Raw genomic sequence first — 23,093 nt, 5'->3', positions numbered from 1 at the left:
GGCGATCGCACCGGCCGGGGTGGCGCTCACCGTCGTGACCGGGATCGCGCCCGCGGTGCGGATGGCCGCCACGGCCGACTGGGCCGGGGCGGGTGCCTGGGCGGGGGGCGCGCTCCTGGTTCCCGCGCTCGCGCTGGCTCTCGGCGTGGCCTGCCGTACCCACCGGGTCTTCCAGGTCGTCTACCTCGGCCTGTGGTACCTGGCCGTCAACGGCGTCGCGGCGCTGGACTACATGGGCGTGGTCAAGTCGGGAGGGCTTCCGGCCGGGCCGTCGCCGCTCGCCGTGGGCGGCCTCGCCCTACTCCTGGTGTGCGCCGCCCTGGCGATCCGTACGGCACGGCACGCCGTGAGGTGATCCGGCATCCCACCTGGTCACGCGATATGGGTGGAATGTAACGTTAGGTAGCAGTGGGGGTGCGCTATGAATAAGATCATCTGTGTTGCGGCGCTCGCCGCGATGACCACGCTCGCCACCGCCGGCGCCGGACACCCGATGGACGGCGTGGGCAAACAACAGGTCAGCCGGGAGCAATATCGGATCCTCCTCAACCAGTGCAGGTACGCCGATACCAGCGCCGCCCGGCGGGAGTGCCGCGCGGAGGTCCGGCGGACCTACACCATCGGGGCGAGAAACCCCGGCCTCGACTGCCGGACGTACTCCAGCATCACCGTGTGCGGCGAACTCAAGCTGAGCAAGAGCGAGAAGCAGTGCGTGCAGGACTCCGTGCGGAGCGGCCTCACCTATCGCCGCTCCGAGGTGGAGTGCTACGCGCTGTACAGGGGCGGCAACTGAACCGGCGGCGGGACGGTCGCACATCACCTGCGGGCGCCCCGGCGGCACAGGTACCGATGACACTTTCCGAGGTCGTGATCAGGTACTCGCAGTCTCGCGACAGGTGTCGACAGCGGCCCAGCCAGGCATATGTCCGCTCCACGCCCCAGCGACAAGGCCCAGGTCAGAGAGTGGATCCCGACCCGGGTCCCGATCGTTTCCGAGCCTGTTCGATCTTACAGTTGGCGGCATGGCCCGAAGCCGCCCGATGGGGGCCGAAAAGCCGAAAACACGTTGCAGGAGAAGACCGAGACGCGGAAGGCTCCCGGCGTGAAGATGCACGCCAACCAGCTGACGGTGACCCCGGAGACAGTGCGCACCTTGGTAGATGAGCAGTTCCCCGAGTGGCGGAGACTGCCCATCACGGGCATCGCCGCCCATGGGACGGTCAACACTATCTTTCGCATCGGCGACCGCTTCACAGCTCGGTTCCCTCTACAGCCCGAGGACGTCGACTCGACGCGGCGCTGGCTGGAGTCCGAAGCGGAAGCAGCCCGCGAGCTGGCAGGTCGCACACGCTTTCCCACGCCCGAGCCGGTCGCGCTCGGTGAACCCGGCGCGGGATACCCGCTTCCGTGGTCGGTGCAGACTTGGCTGCCCGGCGTCGTGGCCACCAACGAGGACCCGGGCGAATCTGTCGCATTCGCCCACGACCTGGCCGATCTCATCAATGAGCTGCGCGCACTCGACACGCGTGGCCGATCGTTTGCCGGCAAGGGCCGGGGAGGCGACCTTCAATCCCACGACGCGTGGATGGAGACCTGTTTCAAGCACAGCGAACAACTCCTGGACGTTCGCCGGCTTCGCCAAATGTGGAAAGATCTTCGAAGTCTGCCGCGCAAAGCAGCCGACATGATGACCCATGGTGATCTCATTCCTGGCAACGTGCTCGTATGCGATGGTCGGCTGGCCGGAATTCTCGACGTCGGCGGCTTCGGACCGGCCGACCCTGCTTTGGATCTCGTGAGCGCCTGGCATCTGCTCGAAGCCGGGCCGCGGCAGGTGCTCCGCATGGACCTCGGGTGCGACGACCTTGACTGGGAGCGAGGCAAAGCGTGGGCCTTCGCACAGGCGATGGGGCTCGTCTGGTATTACCTCGAAACCAACCCGGCCATGAGCCGGATGGGCCAACGCACCCTGGAACGCATCATGGCCGACAAATCGCTCGCCTGAGCTTGAATGATCTTGTTCGTCGCTGGTAGATCATCGCCGCCCTCACGTCGTCGTGCCCCATCCGGGCCATGAGGTCCTTGAGCGGAGACGCCCGGCGCCGAGGCGCTGTGGACGAACGACGCACGCTGCGGTCTGTCATCGACGCCCGGCTGTCGAATCGTTGTAACCGAGCCCGCGCGCATCTCCAGAAAACGATTCCACGTTGTCCGATTTTGTAGCCCCGGCAAGTCAACTGGAAATCCTTGGACGGACCGTTGAAACGGCCAGGTCACCGAGGGGTGTGCGTAATTTCGTGTTCACCGCTGGGTTCGAGATAGGTCCTATGCTGACGATCCATTTGGGCCAACCGAAAAGGAAGGACTGTCCAGCGTGCCAAGAATCTCGATTGGCTCTCGCGGACGAGCAGGCATCGTCACCCTCGCGATAGCGGGCCTCGTCGCGATAGGAGTGCCGGCCGCATATGCCGAGCCGGCCGCCGACGACAGCGTCTCAGTCACGGTCATGAACACGACCGACCTACACACCCACCTCTTCAACTGGGACTACTACGCGGACAAAGCGGACACGGGGCGTGGCCTGACCAGGGTCTCCAGCCTCATCGAAAAGGTCCGGGCCGAGAAGGGGCGAGACCACACGCTGCTGCTCGACAACGGCGACACGATTCAAGGCACGCCGCTGGGTAGTTACTACGCCAGGACCGAGCCGATCACCAAGGGCACGGTTCACCCGATGGCCCAAGCGATGAACGCGCTCGGCTACGACGCCATGACCTTGGGCAACCACGAGTTCAACTACGGGATCGAGACTCTGCGCACGTTCGAAAAGCAAGTCGACTTCCCGATACTCGGCGCCAACGTACACGACTGGAACAGCGGCGAGCCCGCCTTCACCCCCTACATCATCAAGACGATGTCGATCGAGGGGCGCGATCCGATCCGCGTCGGCATCCTCGGTCTGACCACACCTGGCTCCGCCATCTGGGACAAGTCCAACGTTGAAGGGCGGCTTCGGTTCAACGGGATCGTCGAAGAAGCGAAGAAGTACGTGCCGATCATCCGCGATCAGGGTGTGGACATCCTCGTCGCCTCCGTCCACTCCGGCACCAGCACGGGCTCATCGTACGGCGACCAGATCCCATTCCCCGAGAATGCCTCCACGCTGCTCGCCCAGGAGGTCCCCGGTATTGACGTGATCATCGCCGGGCATTCTCACAACGAGATCCCGCAGCAGCTCGTCACCAACAAGGCCACGGGTAAGCAGGTGCTCGTCACCATGGCGGGCTCCTGGGGCAAGGCTCTTGGTGTCATCGACATCGATTTCACGAAGGTCAACGGTCAGTGGAGCGTGGCCTCGAAGTCGTCCAAGCTGCTGCAGGCGAGCACCGTGGCTGACGACCCGAAGATCGTCGCCTTGGCGAGCGCGGCACATCAGAAGGTGGTCGACCATGTCAATGGCGTCATCGGGCAATCCCCCGAGACGATGCCAATGCGTGAGGCCCACTACAAGGACGTGCCCGCGCTGGACTTCATCAACTACGTCCAGGCGGAGGTCGTGAAGAAGGGGCTCGCGGGCACTCCCGAGGCAGCCCTCCCGGTCCTCTCTCTGGCCGCGCCTTTCGACGCCAAGGCCGTCATCCCCCAGGGAAACGTCACGATTCGTGACATGGCGGGAGCGTACATCTACGACAACACGCTGATCGGCGTGAAGATGAACGGCGCCCAGATGAAGGACTTCCTGGAGTGGTCGGCGAAGTACTTCAAGCAGGTGTCGACGCCCGGCCCGTTCAGGCCGGGGACCGTGGCCGGTAACGGCCCGGCCTACAACTACGACGTCGCAGGGGGGTTGACCTACGACATCGACATTTCCCAGCCCGCCGGACAGCGCATCGTCAACCTCTCCTACGCCGGGGCGCCCCTTGACCCCGCCAAGGAGTTCGTGGTCGCGACCAACAACTATCGTCAGAACGGCGGTGGCAACGCACCCCACATCGCCAGTGCTCCGATCGTCTTCAACCCACTGACCGAGGTGAGGGACGAAATCATCGACTGGGTTGGGGAACACAAGACCATCGACCCGGCCGAATTCGCAAAGGTCGACTGGCGTCTGGTGGTCCAAGGCCAGCCGGTCCTGGTCCTGGACACCGTCCCCACCCTGACCCCCGATTCCACCGCACTCAGCTTCGGAAAGCAGCGGACAGGGGAACGAAGCGAACCGATGGCGGTGCGGTTCACCAACACCAGCCAGTCCACGATCACCGTCAACTCCGTCGAAGTGCCCTCGGGCTTCGTCGTCTCCGATGACACGTGCAAGGGCCAGCTGGCCTCGGCCGCCTCCTGCGACGTGTCCGTGGCGTTCCAGCCGACCGCCAGCACGACCTACACGGGAAACGTGGTCGTCGACAGCAGCGCCTCCAACAGCCCGACCACCGTGGCGGTCAGCGGCACTGGATTCGGTGTGGAGTTCGGTGACTCCGACGGGCTACCCGACATCCTTCAGCGTGGCAGGCCCCATACCGCGAAATTCACCGTATGGGTCAGCACCGAGTTCGCCGGCGCTGTCGCGAATGTCACGCCTCAGTACGGCCACGTGAAGGGGTGCGATAACGTGCAACTTCGCGCCGGGCAGACGAACGAAATCACCTGTACGGTTCAGGCGGGTGTCGAAGCCGCCGGAGTACCCTCCGAGGACAGAAGCCAGACCACGTTCACCCTCGTCGTGACGCCGAAGGCCGGGGACTCTTACTCCCACACCTATCGGCACACCGTCCGCTGACGTACCTGTCGCGCTTTCAACGGGAGCGGCGACCGCTCAGCTCGTAGCTGGGCGCATCACAGCTCGGCGCCGGTGGAGCCTCATAGCTCCACCGGCGCCAACCAACGGACCCGGATGTAGCGCCTCCCCAAGGGCCCCGGCCCTGCGCGGAGCATGATTCTGACCAGCCTCTCAGCCATCTATGGCTCTTGCGTTGGAACGTCGGTCGTCCCGGACGCCGGAGGCACGCTTTTCCTGCGCCCGCGTGCGATCAGCCAGAGGATCCATGCTTGGAACAGTCCGGTGACGGTGTACATCAAAAGAGAGATCGTCGGGTTGAGTGAGGCAACTGGCAGGAAGATCAAGAGCTGCGAGGTCGGGGAGGTGATCGCGAGCAGCACCAGCGCCTCCAAGCCCTGGCTGCCCGGTTGGCGGGTGCTGATTTCGACATAGCTGGTTGCGGCGATGACGAGCAGCGCGTAGGAGCCGGCGATGACCAGGGCGAAGGTGCCTCGGTCGTATCGGGAGACATAGCGGCTCACGGCTCGTATTGGTCGCATGATCCGGAGTCTGCATCGTCTGAGATGTGCGGGCTTGAGTACAGGTACTTAGATGACGATGGGGGGGGATTGTCGCCGTCGTTTGGGACTGGCGCCTACGGTCGCACGCCCGGACGGCGGGCGGGGGGAGGGCCGCGCGGCGGCGTGGAGTGCCGCAGTCGGCGGCATGGACAGTCCTCGTGCTGCGGCTTCTCGTCGCGGCAAGCGGAGAAGCCGCAGCATCGACATCACGTCCGCGAAGAACGTTCAGGCACTCTCGCTTACCTCGATGGCGGCCGCGGGGCAGACGGCGGCGGCTTCACGCACCGTGGCGTGCAGGTTCCCGGCCGGTTCGGACTCCAGCAGGATGACGATGCCGTCGTCCTCGCGCTGGTCGAACACCTCTGGTGCGATCAGCACACACTGGCCCGCACCGCAGCACTTGGCTCGTCCACGGTGACTTTCATCAGATACCTCCAGAGTGGAGACCCCCGCCTTCAGGCGGGGGAGGAAACGTGGCACGGTGCCGTGTTTCCGGGTGGGTGGTGTAGCCGTAGCCGTCGGCTCGTTGGAGCAGGCGGATGTGGCGGTGGCCGATGCCCTGTACGGTGCCGTGCCGGGTGGTGATGTTGAAGCTGCCGGTGCTGCGGACCGCGACGCGGCCGAGGTGGACACCGGTCTTCTTGCCGCTCGGTACGACGGCGCGGACCAGATCGCCGGTGGCGAGCCCCTTGACCTGCTTGGTCCGGGGGAGCCGCAGCCGAGGGAAGCCGTAGCGATCGGTGCGGGTGCGGGCGTAGGTGCCGCGCCCGGTCGCCTTGACCACGAGCACGGTGGACGGCCAGGTGGTGACGTTCTCCAGGTGGCCGACGTGCAGCGCGTCCAGCGTGTGCGACTTGGCGGCACCGGTGCGCGACCGGTTCCACTTCGTGCGGCCACCGGAGGCGGTGTGAACGGACAGGCCGGTCGCATCCAGGGCCCGCCAAAGCGCCCACCGGGTGGCGTTGACCGCTGCTGCGTCGCGCAGTGGCGCCTTCGCCTGCTTGAGGATCCTCGCCAGCAGGGCGGGCCTGCCCTTGCAGAACACCTCCACCAGGGTGGCGTTCTTGGCCTGGTTACACCGGATGCAGGCCAGGGTGAGGTTGCTGATCCGGTCGGAGCCGCCCCGGCTGCGCGGGTGGATGTGGTCGAGGTTGAGCGGCACGCCACTGGCGCCGCAGTACGCGCACGCCCGCCCCCATGTGGCGAGCAAGTATTCGCGGACCTCGTACCCGGCGAGGGTGCCCTGCTGGTATTCCACCCCTTGCAGCGGCTTGCCCGCGCTGAGGGCGTGGGTGTCGAACGCCACCCGCTCGACATGCACTGCCCGCACCGGTGCCCACCGGGTGAGCCGCGCCACCCACGACAGGGTGGTGTCGACGCGGTGTCGCAGGGACGGCGCGAGCCACCCTTTCGGTTTGGTGCGGTTGAGGAACCGGGGGGCGCGGTGACGCAGGTTGCGTGACCTGCGGCCCCGACGTAGCGCGGCCCGCGCGCTGAGCCTGTCTCGGATCGCTCTGCCTCGGTGGTCGAGCTGGATCGCATACTTCCCGCTCCGGCTTCCGCCGTCGTCGGTGAACACCGCCAGGCCGGTGTGCTTGCTGCCGGGGTCGATGCCGACCTGCACGCCTTCGACGGTCGAGGTCGCCGCATCGCGGTCTTTGAGGCGGATGACGAACGGGGTGTGGCGGTGAACCACCGCCCGCCCGGCCGCCGGCAGACGACGGGCGCGAGCAGGGTGACACGGGTCGAGCGGGTGGCCGTGGTGGTCGAGGACGAACACGGCCGGGTGAACCTCACGGTTCGCTCCCTCCGGCGCCGAAGCGCCCTCGGGGTGACGCCGGTGCGGCGGTGCGGCCGGACCGGTCTCCCCTCGCCCATGGTGAACACCAGGTACCGCCGCCAGGCGGTGTCCGTGAGCCGTTTCGTGCCCACCCTCGGGCGTGTCTGCTCCCACGGATTCGAGAGCTTGGAGCTGAGGAAGCACCCCAAGGTCGGTCTGCGCTCTTGTGTTCAACGTAGCCATCTGGATCACACCTCCAGTTCATGACGGCCAGGGCTGGTCAACACGGGGCTTCGAAGCGCATCGCCGCGCCTCAAGCCCCCTCCTCCAGGAGAGGGTCATTGACTGACATGTGTCGAGAGATGTTGAAGTCTGGGGTCAGAAAACCGGATGATACAGTCCGGTTGCTACGGTAGGCGTCATGTTCAGCGCACGGCGACCCAACAGAGGCCCCAGCGCCGCGGCGGAGAACCGGGCGGCGCTGATCGCGGCAGCCCGCGAGGTGTTCGCCGCCGATGGATACGATGCGCCGCTCACCTCGATCGCACGTGCGGCCGGAGTCGGCCAGGGCAGCCTGTACCGGCACTTCCCCGATCGCGTCAGTCTCGCGCTGGCCGTGTTCGAGGATGGCGTCAGGGAGATCGAAGCGCTCGCCGCGGAGCCCGGCACCACCCTCGACGACATGCTGGCGCTGATGACCGAGCGAGCCATCACCTCGACCGCGTTCATCGACGTGGTCAGCGCCTCGGCCGACGCGCGCCTCATCCATGTGCGCGGCCGGGTGTCGGAGTTGCTGGAGGGCCTGCTCTCCGAGGCGCGGGAGGCCGGCCGGGTACGCGAGCACGTCACCGCCGACGACCTGGTCACGGCCATCGGCATGATCGCGGCGCTCCTGGCCAAGATACCGGCGGACACCCGGCGTGAGACCGCCGACCGTGCTTGGCTGCTCCTGCGCAAGGGCATCGACGTCTGATCGTCACGTGTCGTCGGCGCCGGCCGGGGCGGACAGGGCCACGGCGAATGCCGTGCCGAGGATGCCGACGGCGCCGATAACGAGCGCGTTTCGGACACCTGACCGGCGTGCCTGGCGTTTGCCAGGTGGGGAGTCCGGGCAAGAACCGCGTTCACCGGCTGGGACGCGGTTTCGACGCCTGGTCTCCCGGCGCCTGCGACACCTTCATGGCCCCGGCTTCCCGGGTGGCCTGACCCGCCGTCGCCGTCCCCCGCCGGGGAGATCGCTCCGGCCTTCCGCACCCCGGCGAGATCGGGGCGGGCCCGATGGAGAACGGCTACGCCTGGTGCACCGGCGATCTTGGCCCAAGCCGGGTTCCGGGACCTACCCCCGGCCGCCGCCCCGGACGGTCGGTTCGCGCTTCCCCATGTTGTCCACCTTGCTCGCCGGAGGCGCCTTGACGGTCACCCGGCTGCCCCACCCGGTGTACCGGGTCTCGACGCTGAGCTGCCTGTCCTCGCCCACCGCCGCGCTGACGTGGGTACTTCCCGGATAAACAGTGATCAGTCGCTGGGGGAGCTGATCGGAGCCCAGGGTGAGCCTGAAGCGCAGCACCGCGGACTTACTGTTCCCGGACAGCCTGTTCAGGCTGACGTTCCGCAGCCAGGGGGAGATCTTCTCAAGCGCGCCGAAGCTGATCGTGCCCGAGTAGGTGCGCCCCGTTCGCTTCCCCTTCGTGATCAGGGCCTTCAGGGTCGCCGGCTCGGCCACGTTCACCAGCTGGCCGTACCAGCCACTGAAGCCGGCGTTCATGCCGTTCGGGTGCTTGATCCAGGTCTTGCCCTTCGACGGTGCCCAGGGGCCGCCGGAGTAGTAGCTGGTGGTGCCGATCCTGATCGTCCGCTCCGGTCTGTCCAGCGCCCACGGGAGGATGCCGGGTATCTCGGACTCGTCGGTGGTGCGCTTCGCGTTGACATCGGAGGCGACGATCCCCGCCCTGCCGAACTGGAAGGAACCGGTACGCCTGAGGAAGGACGTGTTCCCGGTGAACTCGACCAGGGTGGTGACGTCGGTGAACTTCACCCCCTTGCCCGCGACGAACTGGCTCTTCAACGCCTTGACCGGATCCGCGGCGGCGGCCTGGACAGGTGTCGCGGCCACGAACGTGGTGACCGTGGCCACGGCGACGCCCGCGATCACTTGCTTCACGGTGATTTCCTCTCAGCCCGGTACGGGAAGGGAAATCCTGCCGGACCTTGATCACGAACGTGTCTCGCAACGTGTCCCTCGACGGCCGATGCGGGCCAAGCCGGTCGGGTGGAGTCCCGGCCTCCTCCGGGAGCCGAGTCGTGGCCTTCCTGGCGGTGCAGGCGGCGGCCGGCCACGGCATCGGCGTGCTGGAGTCGGTGCTCGACGCCTCTCGACTGGCGCGCTGCCCGGCCCGTTGACGGCCGCCTGGAAGGGGTCAGGACCGTTTCGGCGGGCAACCGCCCGCTACCCCTGCCACACCGCAGAAGAGCCCCGTCGCCAGCGGAAACACTGCGGCGGGGCTCCTCTAGGTATGTCCGGCCGTCACCGGGGAACTGTGGATGGGCGTCGGCGGTCAGCCGGCCTTTCGCGCGGGACAGGTCGGCGCCTCGAACACCACGCCGTCCAGGAAGTTGCCGGCCGTCGGGGTGCCTCCCGCAGCCGACACCGACTCGAAAGCGAATCGTGTGGTGGTCTGTCCCGGAGGTACGACGTACACCCCGGTGTAGTGGCCCCAGGCGGTGTTGTCGTCGGAGATGTCCGGTGAGGAGGCCCCGGTGGGGATTTGAGCCACGGTCGAGCCTGGTGCGCCGATGAGCACCCGCATCACGTCGGTACCGAGGCGGCCTCGGTGATACAGCGACCAGGTCATCGGTGTTCCCGGAACGGTGGGCAGATCCTGGTAGAGCGTGGAGACCTGGGTGGCGTTGAGCTCGGCGAACTGCTGGCCGTCGGCTGCCGGGACCCCGCTCGCGCCGCCCCGCCAGAACTCCAGCTTGTTGTCGGTGGCGGTGGTGTGCCAGCCGACGCTCGGGTTGGTGGAGGCGTCGGAGATGGACCAGTCGACCGTGGCCACCGGTGGCGTCTCGAAGCTGCCGTTGACCAGGTTGACCGGTGTGTAGTCGCAGATGACGGTGACGGTGACCGTGGCGGTGCTGGTTCCGCAGGCGGTGGTGATGGTGTAGGTGAAGGTGTCGGTGCCGCTGAAGCCCGCGGCGGGTGTGTAGATCACGTTGCTACCGGAGATCGTCGCGGTGCCGTTGCCGGGCTTGGTGACGCTGCTGATCGTCGGTGCGGTCGCGGTGTCGTTGGCCAGGACGGGCACGCTGACGGGTGTGCCCCGCATGACGGTGGTGCTGGCGGTGTCGTCTACGGCCCTGGTGGGCGAGATGGACTGCCCGCCGACGATCTGGATCGGGGGGGCGGGTGTGTTGCCTCCGAGCTGGCCCGGAGCGGCGATGACGCTGCTGATCCCGGTCGGCCGGATGGTCATGCCGCCCCCGATGGTGCCCTGCCTGACCCGGAAGGTGATGACCTTCGCAGGTGGGTCGGTCTTGGTGCCCGGCGAGGTGATCGACAGGGTGTTGCCGCTGATGGTGCCGGTCCCCGACTGGCCGACGACATCTGCGTTGGCCAGCAGTGACGACAGGTCCCACGTGGTGGTGTAGCTCCTGACCAGCAGTGGCCACTGGGTCGTGCGGTGCGCCAGTGTGAGGGTGAAGGTGTCGCCCGGTGTGATCTGCCCGCCCCACAGGGACGGGGAGGTGTCGACCGAGACCGACCCGCTGCCCAGCCTCATGCCGAACGCGTTCTTCCAGTAGTAGTCCACGGGGTAGGTCGTCTGCCCTGGCCGGATACAGGGCGCGGCGGCTCGCGTGACAGCCTGCCGCGCGGTGGTGGCGGCGTGCGCGTCGGCACTGGCCGCCACCTGCGTTCCCGATGTGGCCAGCAGTGTCAACAGGGTGCAGGCCAGCGCGGTGAGCGCGGATCCGGATCGTTGTGACATCAACGCTGAACTCCCAGTCTGTCCTAGGGATGTCTTCGTAGATCGACTTCACAGCGAAGCTACTCTCTGTGTTCAATCTGTTGCGCTAGGCGTTGAGTCGTGTGATCTCCGTGTCGCCCGCCGCTACCGACTGGACCTCTCGGTATAGGCCGCCGAGACGATCATTCCTCCGCGCTCACTGCGAAAGACGGCGCATTCACCAGGTGACGTGAAGTGCTGTGGGTCCGATGTCGACCGCGTTGCCGGTCCACTCGATCCGGTCGACCGGACCTTGAAGCCGGAGGCCGGGCAACCGTCGGGCGAGAGCGCTGAGGGCGGCGCCGACCTCGATGCGGGCCAGGGATGCGCCAAGACAGTAGTGCGGCCCATGGCCGAACACCAAGGGTGGGCTGGACAGCCGCTCGGGCACGAACCGGTCGGGATCCGCGAAGTGCCCGGGGTCGCGATGGGCGGCCTCGAGTCGGACCAGAACCAGGTCGCCGGCACTGATCGAGACACCGGCCAGTTCGAGATCTTCGTGGGCGTAGCGGGGGAAGGGTTCGCCGGTCCGTCCGGACTGCATACGCAGGACTTCTTCTACGGTCGCGTCGACCTGCTCGGGGGCGGCGGCGGCCAGATAGGCCAGTCGTCCTTCGGTCAGGAGCCGGATCGCGCCGACGGAGATGGCATTGCGGACCGACAGGTAGCCCGCGGAGACGATTGTGGCGATCATGGCGACGAGTTCGGTGTCAGCGAGCCGCTCGCCGTCGGTGTCGCGTACCGCGATCAGGGTACTGAGCAGGTCGTCGCCAGGTTCCTCCCGTTTGGAGGCGATCATTGCGGCGGCGTAACCACCGAGCTCGTTCCACGCCTTTGTGGCCACGGTCATGTCCTCTTCCGTGCCGAAGACGAAGTCCGCGGCGCTCGCGGCGTCGGCCAGGCCGCGAAAGCGCTCACGTTCGTCGATCGCCACGCCGAGCAGCTCGCTGATCACCGTGATCGACAGCGGGGTGGCGAGTCCCGCGACAAGGTCGGCGGGTGGGCCGGTGTCGGCGACCGCCGAGACATAACCGGCGGCCAGCCGCTCGATGCGCGGACGCAGTACGACGAGGCTCCGGGGGGTGAAGGCTTTCGACACCAGGCGACGGAGCCGGGTGTGGGCTTCGCCGTCCTGGAACAACGTGTCGTTGCCCGGGAAAGCGGCGCCGGGCGGCGCCAGCCCGAACCGGCGGTCGGACAGAACCGTCGCGACGGTCTCATAGGAGGTGACCAGCCAGGCCGGTTGTCCGTCCGGGGTGAGCACCGGGGCGACGGGCGCCCTGCCGCGCAGCCGCGCGTAGGCCGGTGGCGCTTCCATGGGATCGGGCCGGTCGAACGGCAGGGTCGGCGTTGTGGTTGTCATGGCATGGGCACCTTTCTGCCGGCGATGAGCCGGACCGCCTGGCGTACAACCTCGGCCTGGGCGGGGGCGATCTCGTCAAGGAAGGGTTCGACCGCCTCCGCGCTCCACGTGAGCGGCCCCGGTGCGAGATCGGTCAGCATGTGTTTGACGGTGTACTCGGCGAGTGCTGTGGCCAGGAACGTGATCCGGGAGTCGTCCTGCCTGGCCTCGGCCAGTTCGTCGAGTCGGCGGTAGAAGTCGTGGCCGCGGGTCGTCGCCTCAGGGTCGGCGGCCAACATCGCGAACATCGTGGAGGAGCGCTTCCGGTCAGGCGGTGACGCCATACCGTCCATCAGCACCAGCAGGTCACGATCCCACGCCGCTGACCTCGACGATGGAACGTCGACCTCTCGCAGGAAGGCCACCAGTTCGGGCGAAGCGGTGTCGTCCAGCCGCAGCGCCCCGACCTCGGCTTGCCTGAGCAGTTCGGCGAGCCGGGATCGTTTGGCCTGAATCTCCTGTTCTTGCCGGGTCAGATCGGCGTCGATCTCCCGCAGGATCCCGGGGAGTTCCCTGGCCCGGTCGTCCGCGATGATGTCGTGCGCCTCATCCAGACTCAGCCCAAGCTCGACGAGACGTCGTAGGCGTGCCAGGGCGATGGCGTCGCGCATGCCGTACTCGCGGTAGCCGTTGGCGCGACGGAACGGTTCTGGCAGGACGCCCTGGCGGTGGTAATAGCGCACCATACGGGTCGACACCCCGAGCAGTGCGGCGAGTTCTCCGATCCGCATGCCCACAGTTAAGACCTTGACGCCGTGTCAAGGTCAAACGTGGCAGCCAAACAGGCCGTGCAGCCTGCGGCGATTCCTGGGCCGAAGATAGAACGTAGTCCATGTCAAAATTGCAGTCGACTTCATATTTGGAGTGGAGTTAGACTTCCGGCCATGTCTGAAGGGCTGCGGGAACGGAAGAAGCGGCAGACGCGGCAGCGCATCTCCGATGTGGCCGTCGGCCTGTTCGTGCAGCGGGGCTTCGAGCGCGTCACGATCGCCGAGGTCGCCGCCGCGGCGGAGGTGTCCGTGAACACCCTCTACAACTACTTCCCGGCCAAGGAGGACCTCGTCCTGCCGCCGGACCAGGCCTCCCCGCAGCGGATCGCCGACATCGTGCGGCAGCGCCCGTCCGGCGACTCCGCCGTGCGGGCGGTGCTGACCGGGCTGCGTGAGGAGGTGCGGCGGCGCGACCGCAAGCTGGGGCTGACCGACGGGTTCGGCCGCGTCCTCGAGATGATGCTGGCCGCCCCCACGCTTACCGCCCGGCTGGGCGATCTCGCCCAGCAGATGACCGACGCCCTCGCCGCCGTCCTCGCCGAGGAGACCGGGACCGCGCCGGACGACCCACTGCCCCGCATGGTGGCCTGGCAACTCGGTTGTCTCCACTCGCTGGTCTACGCCGAGATCGGCAGACGCACCACGGCGGGAGAGGACCCCGACGCGATCGCCGAGGCCGTGCTGGACCTCCTGGACGCCTTCGAGGACCTGCTCGGCGAACGCGTTCTCAGCTATGCCGTACGAAAGGAACAACCTTGTTCAGAGTGATGATCCGCGGCAAGTTCGACGGGCTGAACGACGCCGGTCGCGCCGCCGTCCTGGCCGCGGGTGGCGCCGCCTTCACCGAGGCGGGAGCCTTCACCCATGACTCGAGTCTTTCGGCCTTCACCTTCCGCTGCCAGGTGCCCGCGGGCCCGGATGACGGCGAGAACGATGCCGTCCGGAAGGCGACGGCGGCGTTGGACGCGCATGGCCACCCGTATCAGGTTCTCCACGTCGCGGTGACGGACATGCGCTATATCAAGATCCGCCGGAAAGGCCGACGGGAGTGAGCCGCTGAACCGCGCCGCCCTTGTCACGTCGGCCCCTGCCTTACCCGGCAGGTGTGATCCGCCGCCACCGAACATCCCCTCGGTTTCGGGCTACCGATCCAGGCGCACCCCCGCCATGTCCACGTAGCCGATGACATCGCTCTCTGACAGCCGCTGCCGAGCCGTCTCCCATCGCCGCATCTCACTGTCCTCGTCGGCGTCCTCCTCGTACCAACCCGTTTCCGCGACCCAGGCCTCCAGCCAGCCGACCAGACTCTCGGTGTCGACGTACCACGCGTCGTGCCAGTCGTCCTCGATCCCGTTCGGCTCGAAGAGCAGCACGGTGCCCTCGGGGCTCCGGCAGTCCACGGCGGCGTACATGCCGCATCCCCAGTCCAGGATCGGCAGGACATCCACCGGCCAGTGCGCCTTCTCGCCACGCTCTGATGTCGCGCGTTCCTCGTGATAGACGCCCACGGCGGTACGCCCTTCTCCCCGGAGCGGGAAGAGCCGGTAGTCCGGGCCGAAACCGCCGTTGGCCACCTCGCGATAGAGCCGTGCGAGCAGCGGAGGAAGCTCGAACCCCAGGATGCTCTCCGCCTGTGCCACCTCTTCCGCCGTCGCGGTGGGAGGCAGTCGTTCCTCGGTCGCACTCGCCTTCACGGACACGCGCCGGAGGAGATCATCGATGTCTGTCATGGCGAGGATCCTGCCAGCCGCCTACGACGGACTCGCACGCATCCCGAGGAGCGACAGGCCGCTCGGCCGGGCGACACCGCCGATGTGTGTGCGGGGGTGGTGCTCATGCGAGTGTTCGCCTTTCCCGTGGCGCCCGGTCGGCGTTCTTGTGTTGGGGGGTGCGGTCGTGCCGAGGGAGGAGGAGTGAGGTCGCCAGAAGGAGGAGACCGGCGATCGCGATCGCGGTGCGGGGGCTGGTGAGGCCGGCCAGCAGGCCCCACAGTCCGGTCATGGCCGCGACGGTGGCTTTACTGGTGATCGACCAGGCGGACAGCGTGCGGACGACCCGGTCCGACGGGAGCTGTTCGAGCCGGTAGGTGGCGAATACCGGGTTGAACACGCCCATGCAGGTGATCAGCCCGAGTTCGACGGCGATGACGAGGACAAGCCCGGCGGGGCCGGGGCTGACGAAGGCCAATCCGAGTGACCAGCACGCGCGCAGCGTCCCGGCGGTGAGCATGACCTTGTGCCGTCCGAACCGGGCGAGGAGCGGGCGGGCCAGTCGCGAGCCGATGAGGCCGCCGACGCAGGGGACGCCGAAGGCGAGGCCGTACTGCCAGGGGGCGAACCCGAGGTCACCGAGCATGAGGACGGCGAGCAACGGCGAGGCTGCCATGATCAGGCCGCTGACCAGGACCGTGTTGAAGAACAACGGGCGCAGCGCCGGGCTGGCGAGGATGTACCGCCATCCCTCCAGCAGGTCGCCGGCTCCGGGCCGGGGCGGTGCGGCGGTTCGCGCGGGACGTGGCTCCCGCCCGCCGATGGCGCGGACCCCTGCGGCCGAGAGGAGGAAGCTGACCGCGTTGGCCGCCACGCTCGTCACCGGGCCCACCAGCCCGATCGCGGCGGTACCGAGCGGCGGCCCGAGCGCGGTGGCGGTCCAGGCCGTGGCCTCGAACCGCCCGTTCGCGACGAGCAGGTCCTCGGACCGGACGAGCGCCTTCAGACATGCTCCGCTCGCAGCGGTGAAGGCGATGTCGGCCGCGCCGACAACGACCGCCACGATCAGAAGTTGGGCGAAGCTCAGCCGGCCGAGCACGTAGGCGGCGGGAACGCTCATCAGCGCCGCGAACCGGATCAGGTCCATCGCGATCATCACCGGCCGTTTGCGCCGGAACTCCACCCACGGCCCGAGCGGCACCGCGACCACCGCCCCGACCGCGAGCCCCGCGGCGGCCAGCACCGACACCTCGGCAGGCCCTGCGTCCAGGGCGAGAATCGCGATCAGGGCGAACGCGTCGAACGCGAACCGTGTGCCGAACGTGCTGACCGCATACGCGGCCCAGAACCACCTGAACTGCCGCCCCAGCGACCTTCCCAACGCGCACCCGCCATCTCCAGGAAACAACCATCCGCTGATTTGAGAGATCAAAACGCGCAGCCAGTAGGCAGGTCAAACAACCGTCCGACCGAAGTCACACAACCGCAAGTTGTGCACTAAGGTCAGTCGACGTGGATCTCGATGCTGTGCGCACGTTCGTCGCCGTCGTGGACACCGGCCAGTTCCAGGACGCCGCCGCAGATCTGTCGATCACCCAGCAGGCCGTCTCCAAGCGCATCGCCGGGCTGGAGAAGGACCTCGCCGTGCGGCTGTTCACCCGCACCGCGCGCGGGGCCCGGCTCACCATCGACGGGCAGGCGTTCCTGCCCCACGCGCGCGAGCTGCTGCGCGTCGCCGAGCGCGCGGTCGCGTCCGTGCGCCCCGGCAGCCGTCCGCTGCGCGTCGACGTGATCGCCTCGCGCAGCGCGGCATCGGGCCTGATGCGCGGCTTCCACCGCGCGCACCCCGAGATCGAGCTCGACGTGGTGATGCTGTTCGATGTCGAAACGGCCCTCGCCGCCATTCGGTCCGGTGCGATCGACGCGTCCTTCCGTGCCGTCGCCGTGCCCGGCCGGCCCCTTCCCGAGGACATCGAGTCCGTCTGGGTGCTCGACGAGGTGCTCCAGCTCCTCACCGGGCCCGCCCACGCGCTGGCCGGCGCCCGGTCGGTGACCGTCGCTCAGCTCGCCGGGCACCGGATCTGGATGCCCGGCATCGTCCCTGGAACCGAGTGGGCCGCCTACTACGACGATCTCGTCGCCGAGTTCGGCCTCACCATCGAGGCGACCGGCCCCAACTTCGGCTCCGACGCGCTCCTCGACACCATCGCCGACACCCCGGCCTTGGCCACTTTCATGGGCGAGCAGACCCGCCTGGTCTGGCCCGCCGACCACGGCCTGCGCCGCATCCCGGTGACCGACCCGACGCCCGTCTACCCGCACTCGCTCCTGTGGCGCCGCGACAACCCCCACCCGGCGCTGGCCACCCTCCGCGCCCACCTCGCCGCCGCAGCGGCCGGCCACGACGCCGCCGGGACCTGGGCGCCGGGCTGGGTGATTCGGCGCTGAACGCCGCCGACCTCGACCTCACCCCGGCGGACCTGGCCGACCTCGACGCCCTACCCGCACCGCGGGGCGCCCGCTACTGATGCCAAGCCGCATCCGGCTGCCAAGGCTGCAAAACGCGTTCGGCCAGTGAACACGGGAACCTTTACCATCGCGCCGCTGGTCCGTCGCTGCGGCGTGCGGCGATTTTGTCGGAGGGCTGCCGTAGCGTCGTAGCCACGACCGTGGCGGGCATGTCGTGAATGGAGTCGACTCCGAGTCCGGTCAGCCGATCAGGAGCGTGGCCGCAGTGCCGACACAGCTTGGCACCAAGGTCGGAAAGGAACGCCGATGAGTGGTGTACGAGTACTGGTTGGCACGCGCAAAGGCGCGTTCATCCTGACGTCGGACGGCAGGCGCGAGCGGTGGGACATCAGTGGCCCTCATTTCGGGGGCTGGGAGATCTACCACCTCACGGGTTCTCCCGCTGATCCGTCCCGGCTGTACATGTCGCAGTCCGGTGGCTGGTTCGGGCAGTTGATCCAGCGTTCCGACAACGGCGGTGCCACGTGGGAACCGGTCGGTAACCAGTTCCAGTACGCGAGTGTCCCCGGCACGCACCAGTGGTACGACGGCACGCCGCATCCATGGGAGTTCGCACGAGTCTGGCACCTCGAACCCTCGCTGACCGATCCGGACACGGTTTATGCCGGGGTTGAAGACGCCGCCCTGTTCCGCTCGGTGGACGGCGGGCAGAGCTGGCAGGAACTGCCTGGGCTGCGCGACCATCGCTCAGGGCCCTCCTGGCAACCGGGCGCCGGTGGGATGTGTCTGCACACGATCATTTCAGACCCGCACGATCCCGGGCGTATCGTCGTGGCGATCTCGGCTGCGGGTGTGTTCAGAACGGACGACGCCGGCAAGAGCTGGCAGCCGATGAATCGCGGCCTGCGGTCCGAAGGCATTCCTGACCCGGATGCCGAGGTCGGTCACTGCGTCCACCACATCGCGATGCACCGGTCGCGTCCAGAGGTGCTCTTCATGCAGAAACACTGGGACGTCATGCGCAGTGACGACGCCGGTGAGTCGTGGTACGAGATCAGCGGCGACCTGCCCAGCGACTTCGGATTCCCGATCGCTGTCCACGCGCACGAGCCGGACACCGTCTATGTCGTTCCGATCAAGAGCGACTCGGAACATTACCCGCCCGAAGGAAAGCTCCGTGTGTACCGCAGCCGGACGGGCGGAAACGAATGGGAGCCGCTCACGAAGGGGTTGCCACAGAGCCACTGCTACGTCAACGTGCTGCGGGACGCGATGGCCGTCGACTCGCTGGATTCGTGCGGCGTGTACTTCGGTACGACCGGTGGACAGGTGTACGCATCGGCCGACGCCGGCGACAGCTGGGCGCCCATCGCCCGAGACCTTCCGGCCGTGTTGTCGGTCGAAGTCCAGACGCTCCCATGATCCGTGTCGTGCTCCCGGCGCATCTGCGGAACCTCGCACGTGCCGAAAGCGAGGTGAGGATCGACGTTCAGGGGCAGGTCACGCAGCGCTCGGTCCTCGACGCGCTTGAGGCCCGCTATCCGATGTTGCGCGGGACGATCCGTGATCACGTCACGCAGCGGCGTCGACCATTCGTGAGGTTCTTCGCCTGCGAACAGGATCTGTCCCACGAACCGCCGGATGCCCCGTTGCCCGAGCCGGTCGCAACGGGGGCCGAACCGTTCATGGTCGTGGGAGCCATGGCGGGCGGGTAGGCGGTACGGACGACGAGAAGCCCAGGCAGGGACGAATCTCTGACCTGGGCTTCCAGGGGGCGAAGAGCCGCAGCAACTCCGCTTGTTCTGGGCGTACCGGAAGTGCCGGGTTGCCGGCACGCGGGTAGATCTCGGCTGCTGCCCACTGCTGGGCTCGAACGCTGGACGCGGTTCCGATTCTGACTCCACGCGTACGCAGTTCGGTGATTAACCGTTTGGCATCGAACAGGTACACCGACTCGATACACCAGGGGCGAGTGCTGCCTCGTGACGAAGACGCTCTCGACGCGGGTCCCGTCAGCACTAGATAGAAGTCCAAGGCCGGCCCCTCGGTTACGTCGAGAAGGCCCTCGCGCTTGAGGTACCACTTCACATTGACCGTCTGCCCGCGCAATGGACCAGACGAGAACCGGCCGTCGACTGCGGCGGTCACGGCGGACGGCTCCAACTCGATTCCGAAGACCTGCGCCGCGATCCACTCGCCCAGATGGCCGGAGGTCATAGGGCGCTGGGTAATCGATGCGATCTTCTCGTCGACAGAGTTGCGCTCCCTCAACAGTCGCGCTATCTGCTCAACGTTGACGTTGCTCATGTTGCCCAGCTTCTAGGGGACTGGATGAGATGTTAGACAGGTCGACCAGCAGACTGCTAACGGCATTCGGGAGGCAGCTCGCCCACCGGTGCGACGGTATGTGTTCCGGCGGCCGTGCATTGCCAAACGGCGATCTCATCTTCCACCTCGGCACGCAGGCCCCGATCGTGCGTCGAGCAGACAGGCCAGGCCCTCCAGATCATCTCCATGATCACTTCTTGGGTGGCGTCGGCGATGCGTGCGAGTCCCGCTTCGGGCCCAAGGGCGTTGCCCTGGCAGATGCCCTGGAACTCCACCCAGGCCCCACCCATGCTGTCCCAGTCAGGGACGACCATCCGAAGCGTCCCGGTGATTCCCGTGGTGCGAACGTCACGCTCCACGATCTTCAGCTCTTGCTCCAGGGGCACCAGCAGACTGGGCTCAAAAGCGAAGGTCGGCCGGAAGCCGGTCTCGTCGAGAAGAGCCTTGCCCAGCCGGGGCAGGTCAGCCGCCGTCAGATCGGCGGTGGGGCGTTCGAGGAGCTCGCGCGTGACAGGAAGGGAGGCGCCCCAGTCCTCCAGCAGGCAGGCGAGCTCGATGAGGGGTTCGGCTTCGAGGCCACCGTCGCGCAACGCTGTGTAGATGCGCTTACTCAACTCGTCGACGATCCGCTCGGCTCGCTCATAATCGGTTTGCCCATAGGAGTCCACGCTGCAGTGTTACCTGCCGCATGAGTCCAGGTAAACGGGATTTTCCGCGCGCTATCGAAGACATCTGGTGGACCCTGGCGTCATCGACCCTTCCTATCAGCCGGGGCACAATCTCCTTTAGCGAGCATCCTTTTCGGGCAGTACCGGCAGTCCGGTTCCGGAGTCGAGCAGGAGTCGGTTGCCCAGGGGTTTGTCGAGCGTGACGGTGATCCGGGCGGAAAGGAGCTGGTCGGTGCAGAATTCGTCGCCGGCTTCCTCGTCCACGTCGACCACCACCAGATCTCCGGCCTCGTAGGCGCGGGCGCCGTGGATCTGGTCGCACGCGCCGTGACCGTACTGGAGAAGCAGGTCTCGGGGCTTCGCCGGGGTGAGGTCGAAGGCCATCACCTCCTCGTACTCACCTTCTTTCCGGGCCGGGCGCGGGCTGATCTGCGATGGGTGGACCGCCACCCGGCTGAACCTTTCCTTGACGCCCTTCACCGTGAAGTGCCAGGCGGGCACCAGAATCGTCCCTCGGCTGGTGCGCAGCGGCACCTCGCCGAGCTCGGCGCCGGTGACCCGGAGAGGGGTGCAGCCGTCCGGCGGGCACTCCTCGTCGATGAAGTCGGCGGCCTTGCTCCGCTCCGCGTACGCCGTCGCCGCCGTGACCAGCGGAACCGTCAGGGTGGAGCCGTCCGGCCAGCTCATTCGCCTGCTGGGCGGGGTGTCCGCGGGCAGATCGACGTCAAGGGACCACGCGCCGTTGTGCACGCTCAGGGGCACCCAGTCAGGAATCCGTTCTCGCGGCTGGATATCGAGATCGTCCAGTGGGACGAAGCCTGTCCGCCATGCGCGGTCCTCCTCGGAGCCATGCCAGCGCTCCGCCACCTCACGGGCGCGATCCTGGAACTCTCCCGGCGACATGCCGTTATAACCGCATGCGGACAGCAGCAGCATCAACGAGAGGAACCAGATCGTTTTTCGCAAGACGGCTCCTGAGTCATGGAGAAGAGGAGCCACCGTAGCAGCGAGGGGGCGGGCACGGCGGCCCCATTCCTTCCCCGGCCTGGGCCGCCGTGCCTTCGACCTGCGTTGTTCAGTCCGCGACGAGGCGGGCTCGCTGTCCCTCGTGCTCGCGTTGCCGCCGGATGACGTAGCTGCCCGGTGGGCAGCCGGTGGCGCCGTGCTCGGGGTGGAGCAGGTAGGCGACGGCCGAGGTCTCGAAGACGCCGATCGCCAGCTGGTCGGAGTCCAGCACGTGGGTCGTCCACCGGCAGGTGCCCGGGTCGGCGACGAGGGTGTGCGGGTTGCCCCCGGCCGCGCCGCGGAGCAGTTCGACCCCCTCGGCGGGCACGTCCGTCCAGCGGGAGTCGGGCCAGACCCGCACGGAGGAGGCGATGACGGGGAGCGGGATGACGATGAGGTCGCCCTGGGCCTGGAGCCCGTGGACGACGGGGATGCTCGCCGACCGCTCAAGGTGGTCGAGCACGGCGAGTCCGGTCTGCCGGGAGAGCGAAGCGAGAGTCACGGTCATGGAGGTCACCTCAGGTTCGGCGGAGAAGAAGGGAGTACTGCTTGGCGGAGAGCCCGTAGGTCCAGCCGGCGGCGGCGATCGGATCGTCGAGGAAACCCGGCACGGTCAGCCCGTACCGGCGGCGGCGTCCGTCGCGTTCGACGGACCCGTTGACCGCGAGGAGCACCCTGGTCTCCCTGCGCATGTCGTAGAGCCGTAGTTCCGAACCGGGATTGCCGGGGTCCGGTGCGGAGGCGACCAGCCGCAGCCCGGCCCGGTCGATGTAGGACGCCCAGCCGATGCGCTCGATCGCGCACCGCCTGACCTCGACGTTGGCCTCCCGCGCGATCCGCTGGACGCTCGGATCGGTGATCACCCAGGAGGGCACCCGTGTCCCGTGCCAGGCGTGCACGTCCCACCCGTCGGCGTACCGCACCGCGGGGCCGTCCGCGCTGTGCAGCCGTACCTCGCCGTCGTCGCCGCACACCTCCGTGCGCATGGTGACGGGGCGCTCGGAGATGACGCACGCACCTTCACGAGGCCACCACCAGCCACCTGACCGGGCCACCGCCGCCCACAGGTCGAGCCGCCGGTTCTGCTCGGGAGTGAAGGGCACGCCGGCCGCCCGGCGGAGAGCGTCGTAGTGGGCGATCCAGGAGACGCACTGTGTGTCGTACCAGGTGTCCCGAAAGCGGTGTCGCGAGTCGTGCGCCGCCAGCAGCGGCATGCGGAGTGAACCGTCGGTGGATCGGGTGAGCGGGCTGCGAACCTTCTGGCGGATCAGCTGGTCCATCGACTGACGGCCCCATCCGACCTGGGCGTCGAGTGCTGTGCACAGCTGTCTCATCAGCGAGGAGAACCGGGACGGCAGCGGCCATGCGGAGATGCGGTCGACGGTTTCCGAAGGCCGTGGACGCACGCCCGGCGGGACGGTTGTCAAGGCCGTGACCGGTGAGGGGACCCAGTGAAAACGTGGTGGGGCGAGCCCGATCAGGCGGTACAGCTCGGAGATGGCGGCCTCTGCGGCCGGACGGTCGGCGGGCAGCGTCGACAACGCCCGGCCCAGCCATTCTTCACGAATGTCGGCAGCTTCCCGCTGCACGAGAACGCTCACCGGATGAGGGTGGCGTCGTC

At 67.6% G+C, this 23,093-nt stretch carries 24 protein-coding genes and 1 pseudogene; 11 read left to right on the top strand and 14 right to left on the bottom strand.

Annotated features, from left to right (window positions below; genetic code table 11):
* The first annotated feature begins 34 nt into the window (after positions 1–34).
* The 4 genes from ABT130_RS21005 to ABT130_RS20985 all read left to right on the top strand — a co-directional run bounded on the left by ABT130_RS21005 (position 35) and on the right by ABT130_RS20985 (position 4,777).
* Positions 35–355, top strand: a complete 321-nt coding sequence (locus ABT130_RS21005) for a hypothetical protein (protein WP_350957541.1) — start codon at positions 35–37, stop codon at positions 353–355.
* Positions 356–421: 66 nt separating this feature from the next.
* Positions 422–793: a hypothetical protein gene (locus ABT130_RS21000; protein ID WP_350957538.1), complete on the top strand. Its 372-nt coding sequence runs from the start codon at positions 422–424 to the stop codon at positions 791–793.
* Positions 794–1,108: 315 nt separating this feature from the next.
* Positions 1,109–2,005 carry an aminoglycoside phosphotransferase family protein gene (locus tag ABT130_RS20990; RefSeq protein WP_350957559.1) on the top strand — a complete coding sequence of 299 codons (897 nt, stop codon included), beginning with the start codon at positions 1,109–1,111 and terminating at the stop codon, positions 2,003–2,005.
* Positions 2,006–2,374: 369 nt separating this feature from the next.
* Positions 2,375–4,777, top strand: coding sequence for a 5'-nucleotidase C-terminal domain-containing protein (locus tag ABT130_RS20985; protein WP_350957535.1), 2,403 nt, complete (start codon positions 2,375–2,377; stop codon positions 4,775–4,777).
* A 179-nt stretch (positions 4,778–4,956) separates the two neighbouring features.
* On the opposite strand, the gene ABT130_RS20980 is transcribed toward ABT130_RS20985, so the two are convergent.
* From ABT130_RS20980 to iscB, 3 genes and pseudogenes are all read right to left on the bottom strand, one after another.
* Positions 4,957–5,298 carry an SCO4225 family membrane protein gene (locus ABT130_RS20980; protein WP_350957532.1) on the bottom strand — a complete coding sequence of 114 codons (342 nt, stop codon included), beginning with the start codon at positions 5,296–5,298 and terminating at the stop codon, positions 4,957–4,959.
* Between the two features lie 264 nt (positions 5,299–5,562).
* Positions 5,563–5,762: pseudogene (locus ABT130_RS20975) on the bottom strand (ferredoxin).
* The gene (gene iscB / locus ABT130_RS20970; RefSeq protein WP_350957529.1) at positions 5,762–7,117 is read right to left on the bottom strand and encodes an RNA-guided endonuclease IscB; all 1,356 of its coding nucleotides are present in this window, start codon (positions 7,115–7,117) and stop codon (positions 5,762–5,764) included. The pseudogene ABT130_RS20975 and the gene iscB overlap by 1 nt, the downstream one beginning before the upstream one ends.
* Positions 7,118–7,538: 421 nt before the next feature.
* On the opposite strand from iscB, the gene ABT130_RS20965 reads away from it, so the two are divergent.
* Positions 7,539–8,090 carry a TetR family transcriptional regulator gene (locus tag ABT130_RS20965; RefSeq protein ID WP_350957526.1) on the top strand — a complete coding sequence of 184 codons (552 nt, stop codon included), beginning with the start codon at positions 7,539–7,541 and terminating at the stop codon, positions 8,088–8,090.
* Positions 8,091–8,453: 363 nt separating this feature from the next.
* Here the strand turns inward: ABT130_RS20965 and ABT130_RS20960 are convergent, their stop codons facing one another.
* Positions 8,454–9,278, bottom strand: a complete 825-nt coding sequence (locus ABT130_RS20960; protein ID WP_350957523.1) for a hypothetical protein — start codon at positions 9,276–9,278, stop codon at positions 8,454–8,456.
* A 59-nt stretch (positions 9,279–9,337) separates the two neighbouring features.
* Here ABT130_RS20960 and ABT130_RS20955 point away from each other — a divergent pair, with 59 nt between their 5' ends.
* Positions 9,338–9,517 (top strand): hypothetical protein, encoded by a 180-nt coding sequence (locus tag ABT130_RS20955; protein WP_350957521.1) that lies wholly within the window; start codon positions 9,338–9,340, stop codon positions 9,515–9,517.
* 155 nt (positions 9,518–9,672) lie between these two features.
* On the opposite strand, the gene ABT130_RS20950 is transcribed toward ABT130_RS20955, so the two are convergent.
* The 3 genes from ABT130_RS20950 to ABT130_RS20940 all read right to left on the bottom strand — a co-directional run bounded on the left by ABT130_RS20950 (position 9,673) and on the right by ABT130_RS20940 (position 13,254).
* Complete coding sequence (locus tag ABT130_RS20950) at positions 9,673–11,103, bottom strand: Ig-like domain-containing protein (RefSeq protein WP_350957517.1); 1,431 nt, start codon at positions 11,101–11,103, stop codon at positions 9,673–9,675.
* A 196-nt stretch (positions 11,104–11,299) separates the two neighbouring features.
* Positions 11,300–12,484: a cytochrome P450 gene (locus ABT130_RS20945; RefSeq protein WP_350957514.1), complete on the bottom strand. Its 1,185-nt coding sequence runs from the start codon at positions 12,482–12,484 to the stop codon at positions 11,300–11,302.
* A complete protein-coding gene (locus ABT130_RS20940) occupies positions 12,481–13,254 on the bottom strand; it encodes a MerR family transcriptional regulator (protein WP_350957511.1) in 774 nt (257 codons plus the stop codon). The genes ABT130_RS20945 and ABT130_RS20940 overlap by 4 nt, the downstream gene beginning before the upstream one ends.
* 153 nt (positions 13,255–13,407) lie before the next feature.
* Here ABT130_RS20940 and ABT130_RS20935 point away from each other — a divergent pair, with 153 nt between their 5' ends.
* Together ABT130_RS20935 and ABT130_RS20930 are read left to right on the top strand one after the other, a co-directional pair.
* Positions 13,408–14,061, top strand: coding sequence for a TetR/AcrR family transcriptional regulator (locus ABT130_RS20935; RefSeq protein WP_350957508.1), 654 nt, complete (start codon positions 13,408–13,410; stop codon positions 14,059–14,061).
* Entirely contained in the window at positions 14,061–14,345 is a 285-nt protein-coding gene (locus ABT130_RS20930) for a DUF6204 family protein (RefSeq protein WP_350957506.1), read from the top strand. The genes ABT130_RS20935 and ABT130_RS20930 overlap by 1 nt, the downstream gene beginning before the upstream one ends.
* A gap of 90 nt (positions 14,346–14,435) precedes the next feature.
* Here ABT130_RS20930 and ABT130_RS20925 read toward each other — a convergent pair whose 3' ends face one another.
* A complete protein-coding gene (locus ABT130_RS20925; RefSeq protein WP_350957504.1) occupies positions 14,436–15,023 on the bottom strand; it encodes an SMI1/KNR4 family protein in 588 nt (195 codons plus the stop codon).
* 103 nt (positions 15,024–15,126) lie between these two features.
* Positions 15,127–16,383 (bottom strand): MFS transporter, encoded by a 1,257-nt coding sequence (locus tag ABT130_RS20920; protein WP_350957501.1) that lies wholly within the window; start codon positions 16,381–16,383, stop codon positions 15,127–15,129.
* 131 nt (positions 16,384–16,514) lie between these two features.
* On the opposite strand from ABT130_RS20920, the gene ABT130_RS20915 reads away from it, so the two are divergent.
* The 3 genes from ABT130_RS20915 to ABT130_RS20905 all read left to right on the top strand — a co-directional run bounded on the left by ABT130_RS20915 (position 16,515) and on the right by ABT130_RS20905 (position 19,186).
* Positions 16,515–17,450 (top strand): LysR family transcriptional regulator, encoded by a 936-nt coding sequence (locus ABT130_RS20915; protein ID WP_350957498.1) that lies wholly within the window; start codon positions 16,515–16,517, stop codon positions 17,448–17,450.
* A 327-nt stretch (positions 17,451–17,777) separates the two neighbouring features.
* Positions 17,778–18,893, top strand: coding sequence for a WD40/YVTN/BNR-like repeat-containing protein (locus tag ABT130_RS20910; RefSeq protein ID WP_350957496.1), 1,116 nt, complete (start codon positions 17,778–17,780; stop codon positions 18,891–18,893).
* A gap of 8 nt (positions 18,894–18,901) precedes the next feature.
* Positions 18,902–19,186, top strand: a complete 285-nt coding sequence (locus ABT130_RS20905; RefSeq protein WP_350957494.1) for a MoaD/ThiS family protein — start codon at positions 18,902–18,904, stop codon at positions 19,184–19,186.
* On the opposite strand, the gene ABT130_RS20900 is transcribed toward ABT130_RS20905, so the two are convergent.
* The 5 genes from ABT130_RS20900 to ABT130_RS20880 form a co-directional block, all read right to left on the bottom strand.
* Positions 19,155–19,778, bottom strand: coding sequence for a hypothetical protein (locus tag ABT130_RS20900; protein ID WP_350957491.1), 624 nt, complete (start codon positions 19,776–19,778; stop codon positions 19,155–19,157). The two genes, ABT130_RS20905 and ABT130_RS20900, sit on opposite strands and share 32 nt — an antisense overlap.
* 56 nt (positions 19,779–19,834) lie before the next feature.
* Positions 19,835–20,467, bottom strand: a complete 633-nt coding sequence (locus ABT130_RS20895; protein ID WP_350957489.1) for a hypothetical protein — start codon at positions 20,465–20,467, stop codon at positions 19,835–19,837.
* Positions 20,468–20,584: 117 nt separating this feature from the next.
* On the bottom strand, positions 20,585–21,433 hold the full coding sequence (locus ABT130_RS20890; protein ID WP_350957487.1) for a hypothetical protein: 849 nt from the start codon (positions 21,431–21,433) through the stop codon (positions 20,585–20,587).
* Positions 21,434–21,542: 109 nt separating this feature from the next.
* Entirely contained in the window at positions 21,543–21,980 is a 438-nt protein-coding gene (locus ABT130_RS20885) for a DUF8820 family protein (RefSeq protein ID WP_350957484.1), read from the bottom strand.
* Between the two features lie 10 nt (positions 21,981–21,990).
* The gene (locus ABT130_RS20880; protein ID WP_350957481.1) at positions 21,991–23,073 is read right to left on the bottom strand and encodes a DUF6745 domain-containing protein; all 1,083 of its coding nucleotides are present in this window, start codon (positions 23,071–23,073) and stop codon (positions 21,991–21,993) included.
* Between the last annotated feature and the right edge of the window lie 20 nt (positions 23,074–23,093).

This window comes from Streptosporangium sp. NPDC001681, from assembly GCF_040298085.1.
In the GTDB taxonomy this organism is placed as follows: domain Bacteria; phylum Actinomycetota; class Actinomycetes; order Streptosporangiales; family Streptosporangiaceae; genus Streptosporangium.
This window is presented reverse-complemented; position numbering and strand designations above follow the sequence as displayed.

Coding starts and splice junctions, on each gene's coding strand:
- ABT130_RS21000 (WP_350957538.1), top strand. CDS start 422: ATGAATAAGATCATCTGTGTTGCGGCGCTCGCCGCGATGACCACGCTC.
- ABT130_RS20990 (WP_350957559.1), top strand. CDS start 1,109: ATGCACGCCAACCAGCTGACGGTGACCCCGGAGACAGTGCGCACCTTG.
- ABT130_RS20965 (WP_350957526.1), top strand. CDS start 7,539: ATGTTCAGCGCACGGCGACCCAACAGAGGCCCCAGCGCCGCGGCGGAG.
- ABT130_RS20950 (WP_350957517.1), bottom strand. CDS start 11,103: ATGTCACAACGATCCGGATCCGCGCTCACCGCGCTGGCCTGCACCCTG.
- ABT130_RS20945 (WP_350957514.1), bottom strand. CDS start 12,484: ATGACAACCACAACGCCGACCCTGCCGTTCGACCGGCCCGATCCCATG.
- ABT130_RS20940 (WP_350957511.1), bottom strand. CDS start 13,254: ATGCGGATCGGAGAACTCGCCGCACTGCTCGGGGTGTCGACCCGTATG.
- ABT130_RS20935 (WP_350957508.1), top strand. CDS start 13,408: ATGTCTGAAGGGCTGCGGGAACGGAAGAAGCGGCAGACGCGGCAGCGC.
- ABT130_RS20930 (WP_350957506.1), top strand. CDS start 14,061: ATGATCCGCGGCAAGTTCGACGGGCTGAACGACGCCGGTCGCGCCGCC.
- ABT130_RS20925 (WP_350957504.1), bottom strand. CDS start 15,023: ATGACAGACATCGATGATCTCCTCCGGCGCGTGTCCGTGAAGGCGAGT.
- ABT130_RS20910 (WP_350957496.1), top strand. CDS start 17,778: ATGAGTGGTGTACGAGTACTGGTTGGCACGCGCAAAGGCGCGTTCATC.
- ABT130_RS20900 (WP_350957491.1), bottom strand. CDS start 19,778: ATGAGCAACGTCAACGTTGAGCAGATAGCGCGACTGTTGAGGGAGCGC.
- ABT130_RS20885 (WP_350957484.1), bottom strand. CDS start 21,980: ATGACCGTGACTCTCGCTTCGCTCTCCCGGCAGACCGGACTCGCCGTG.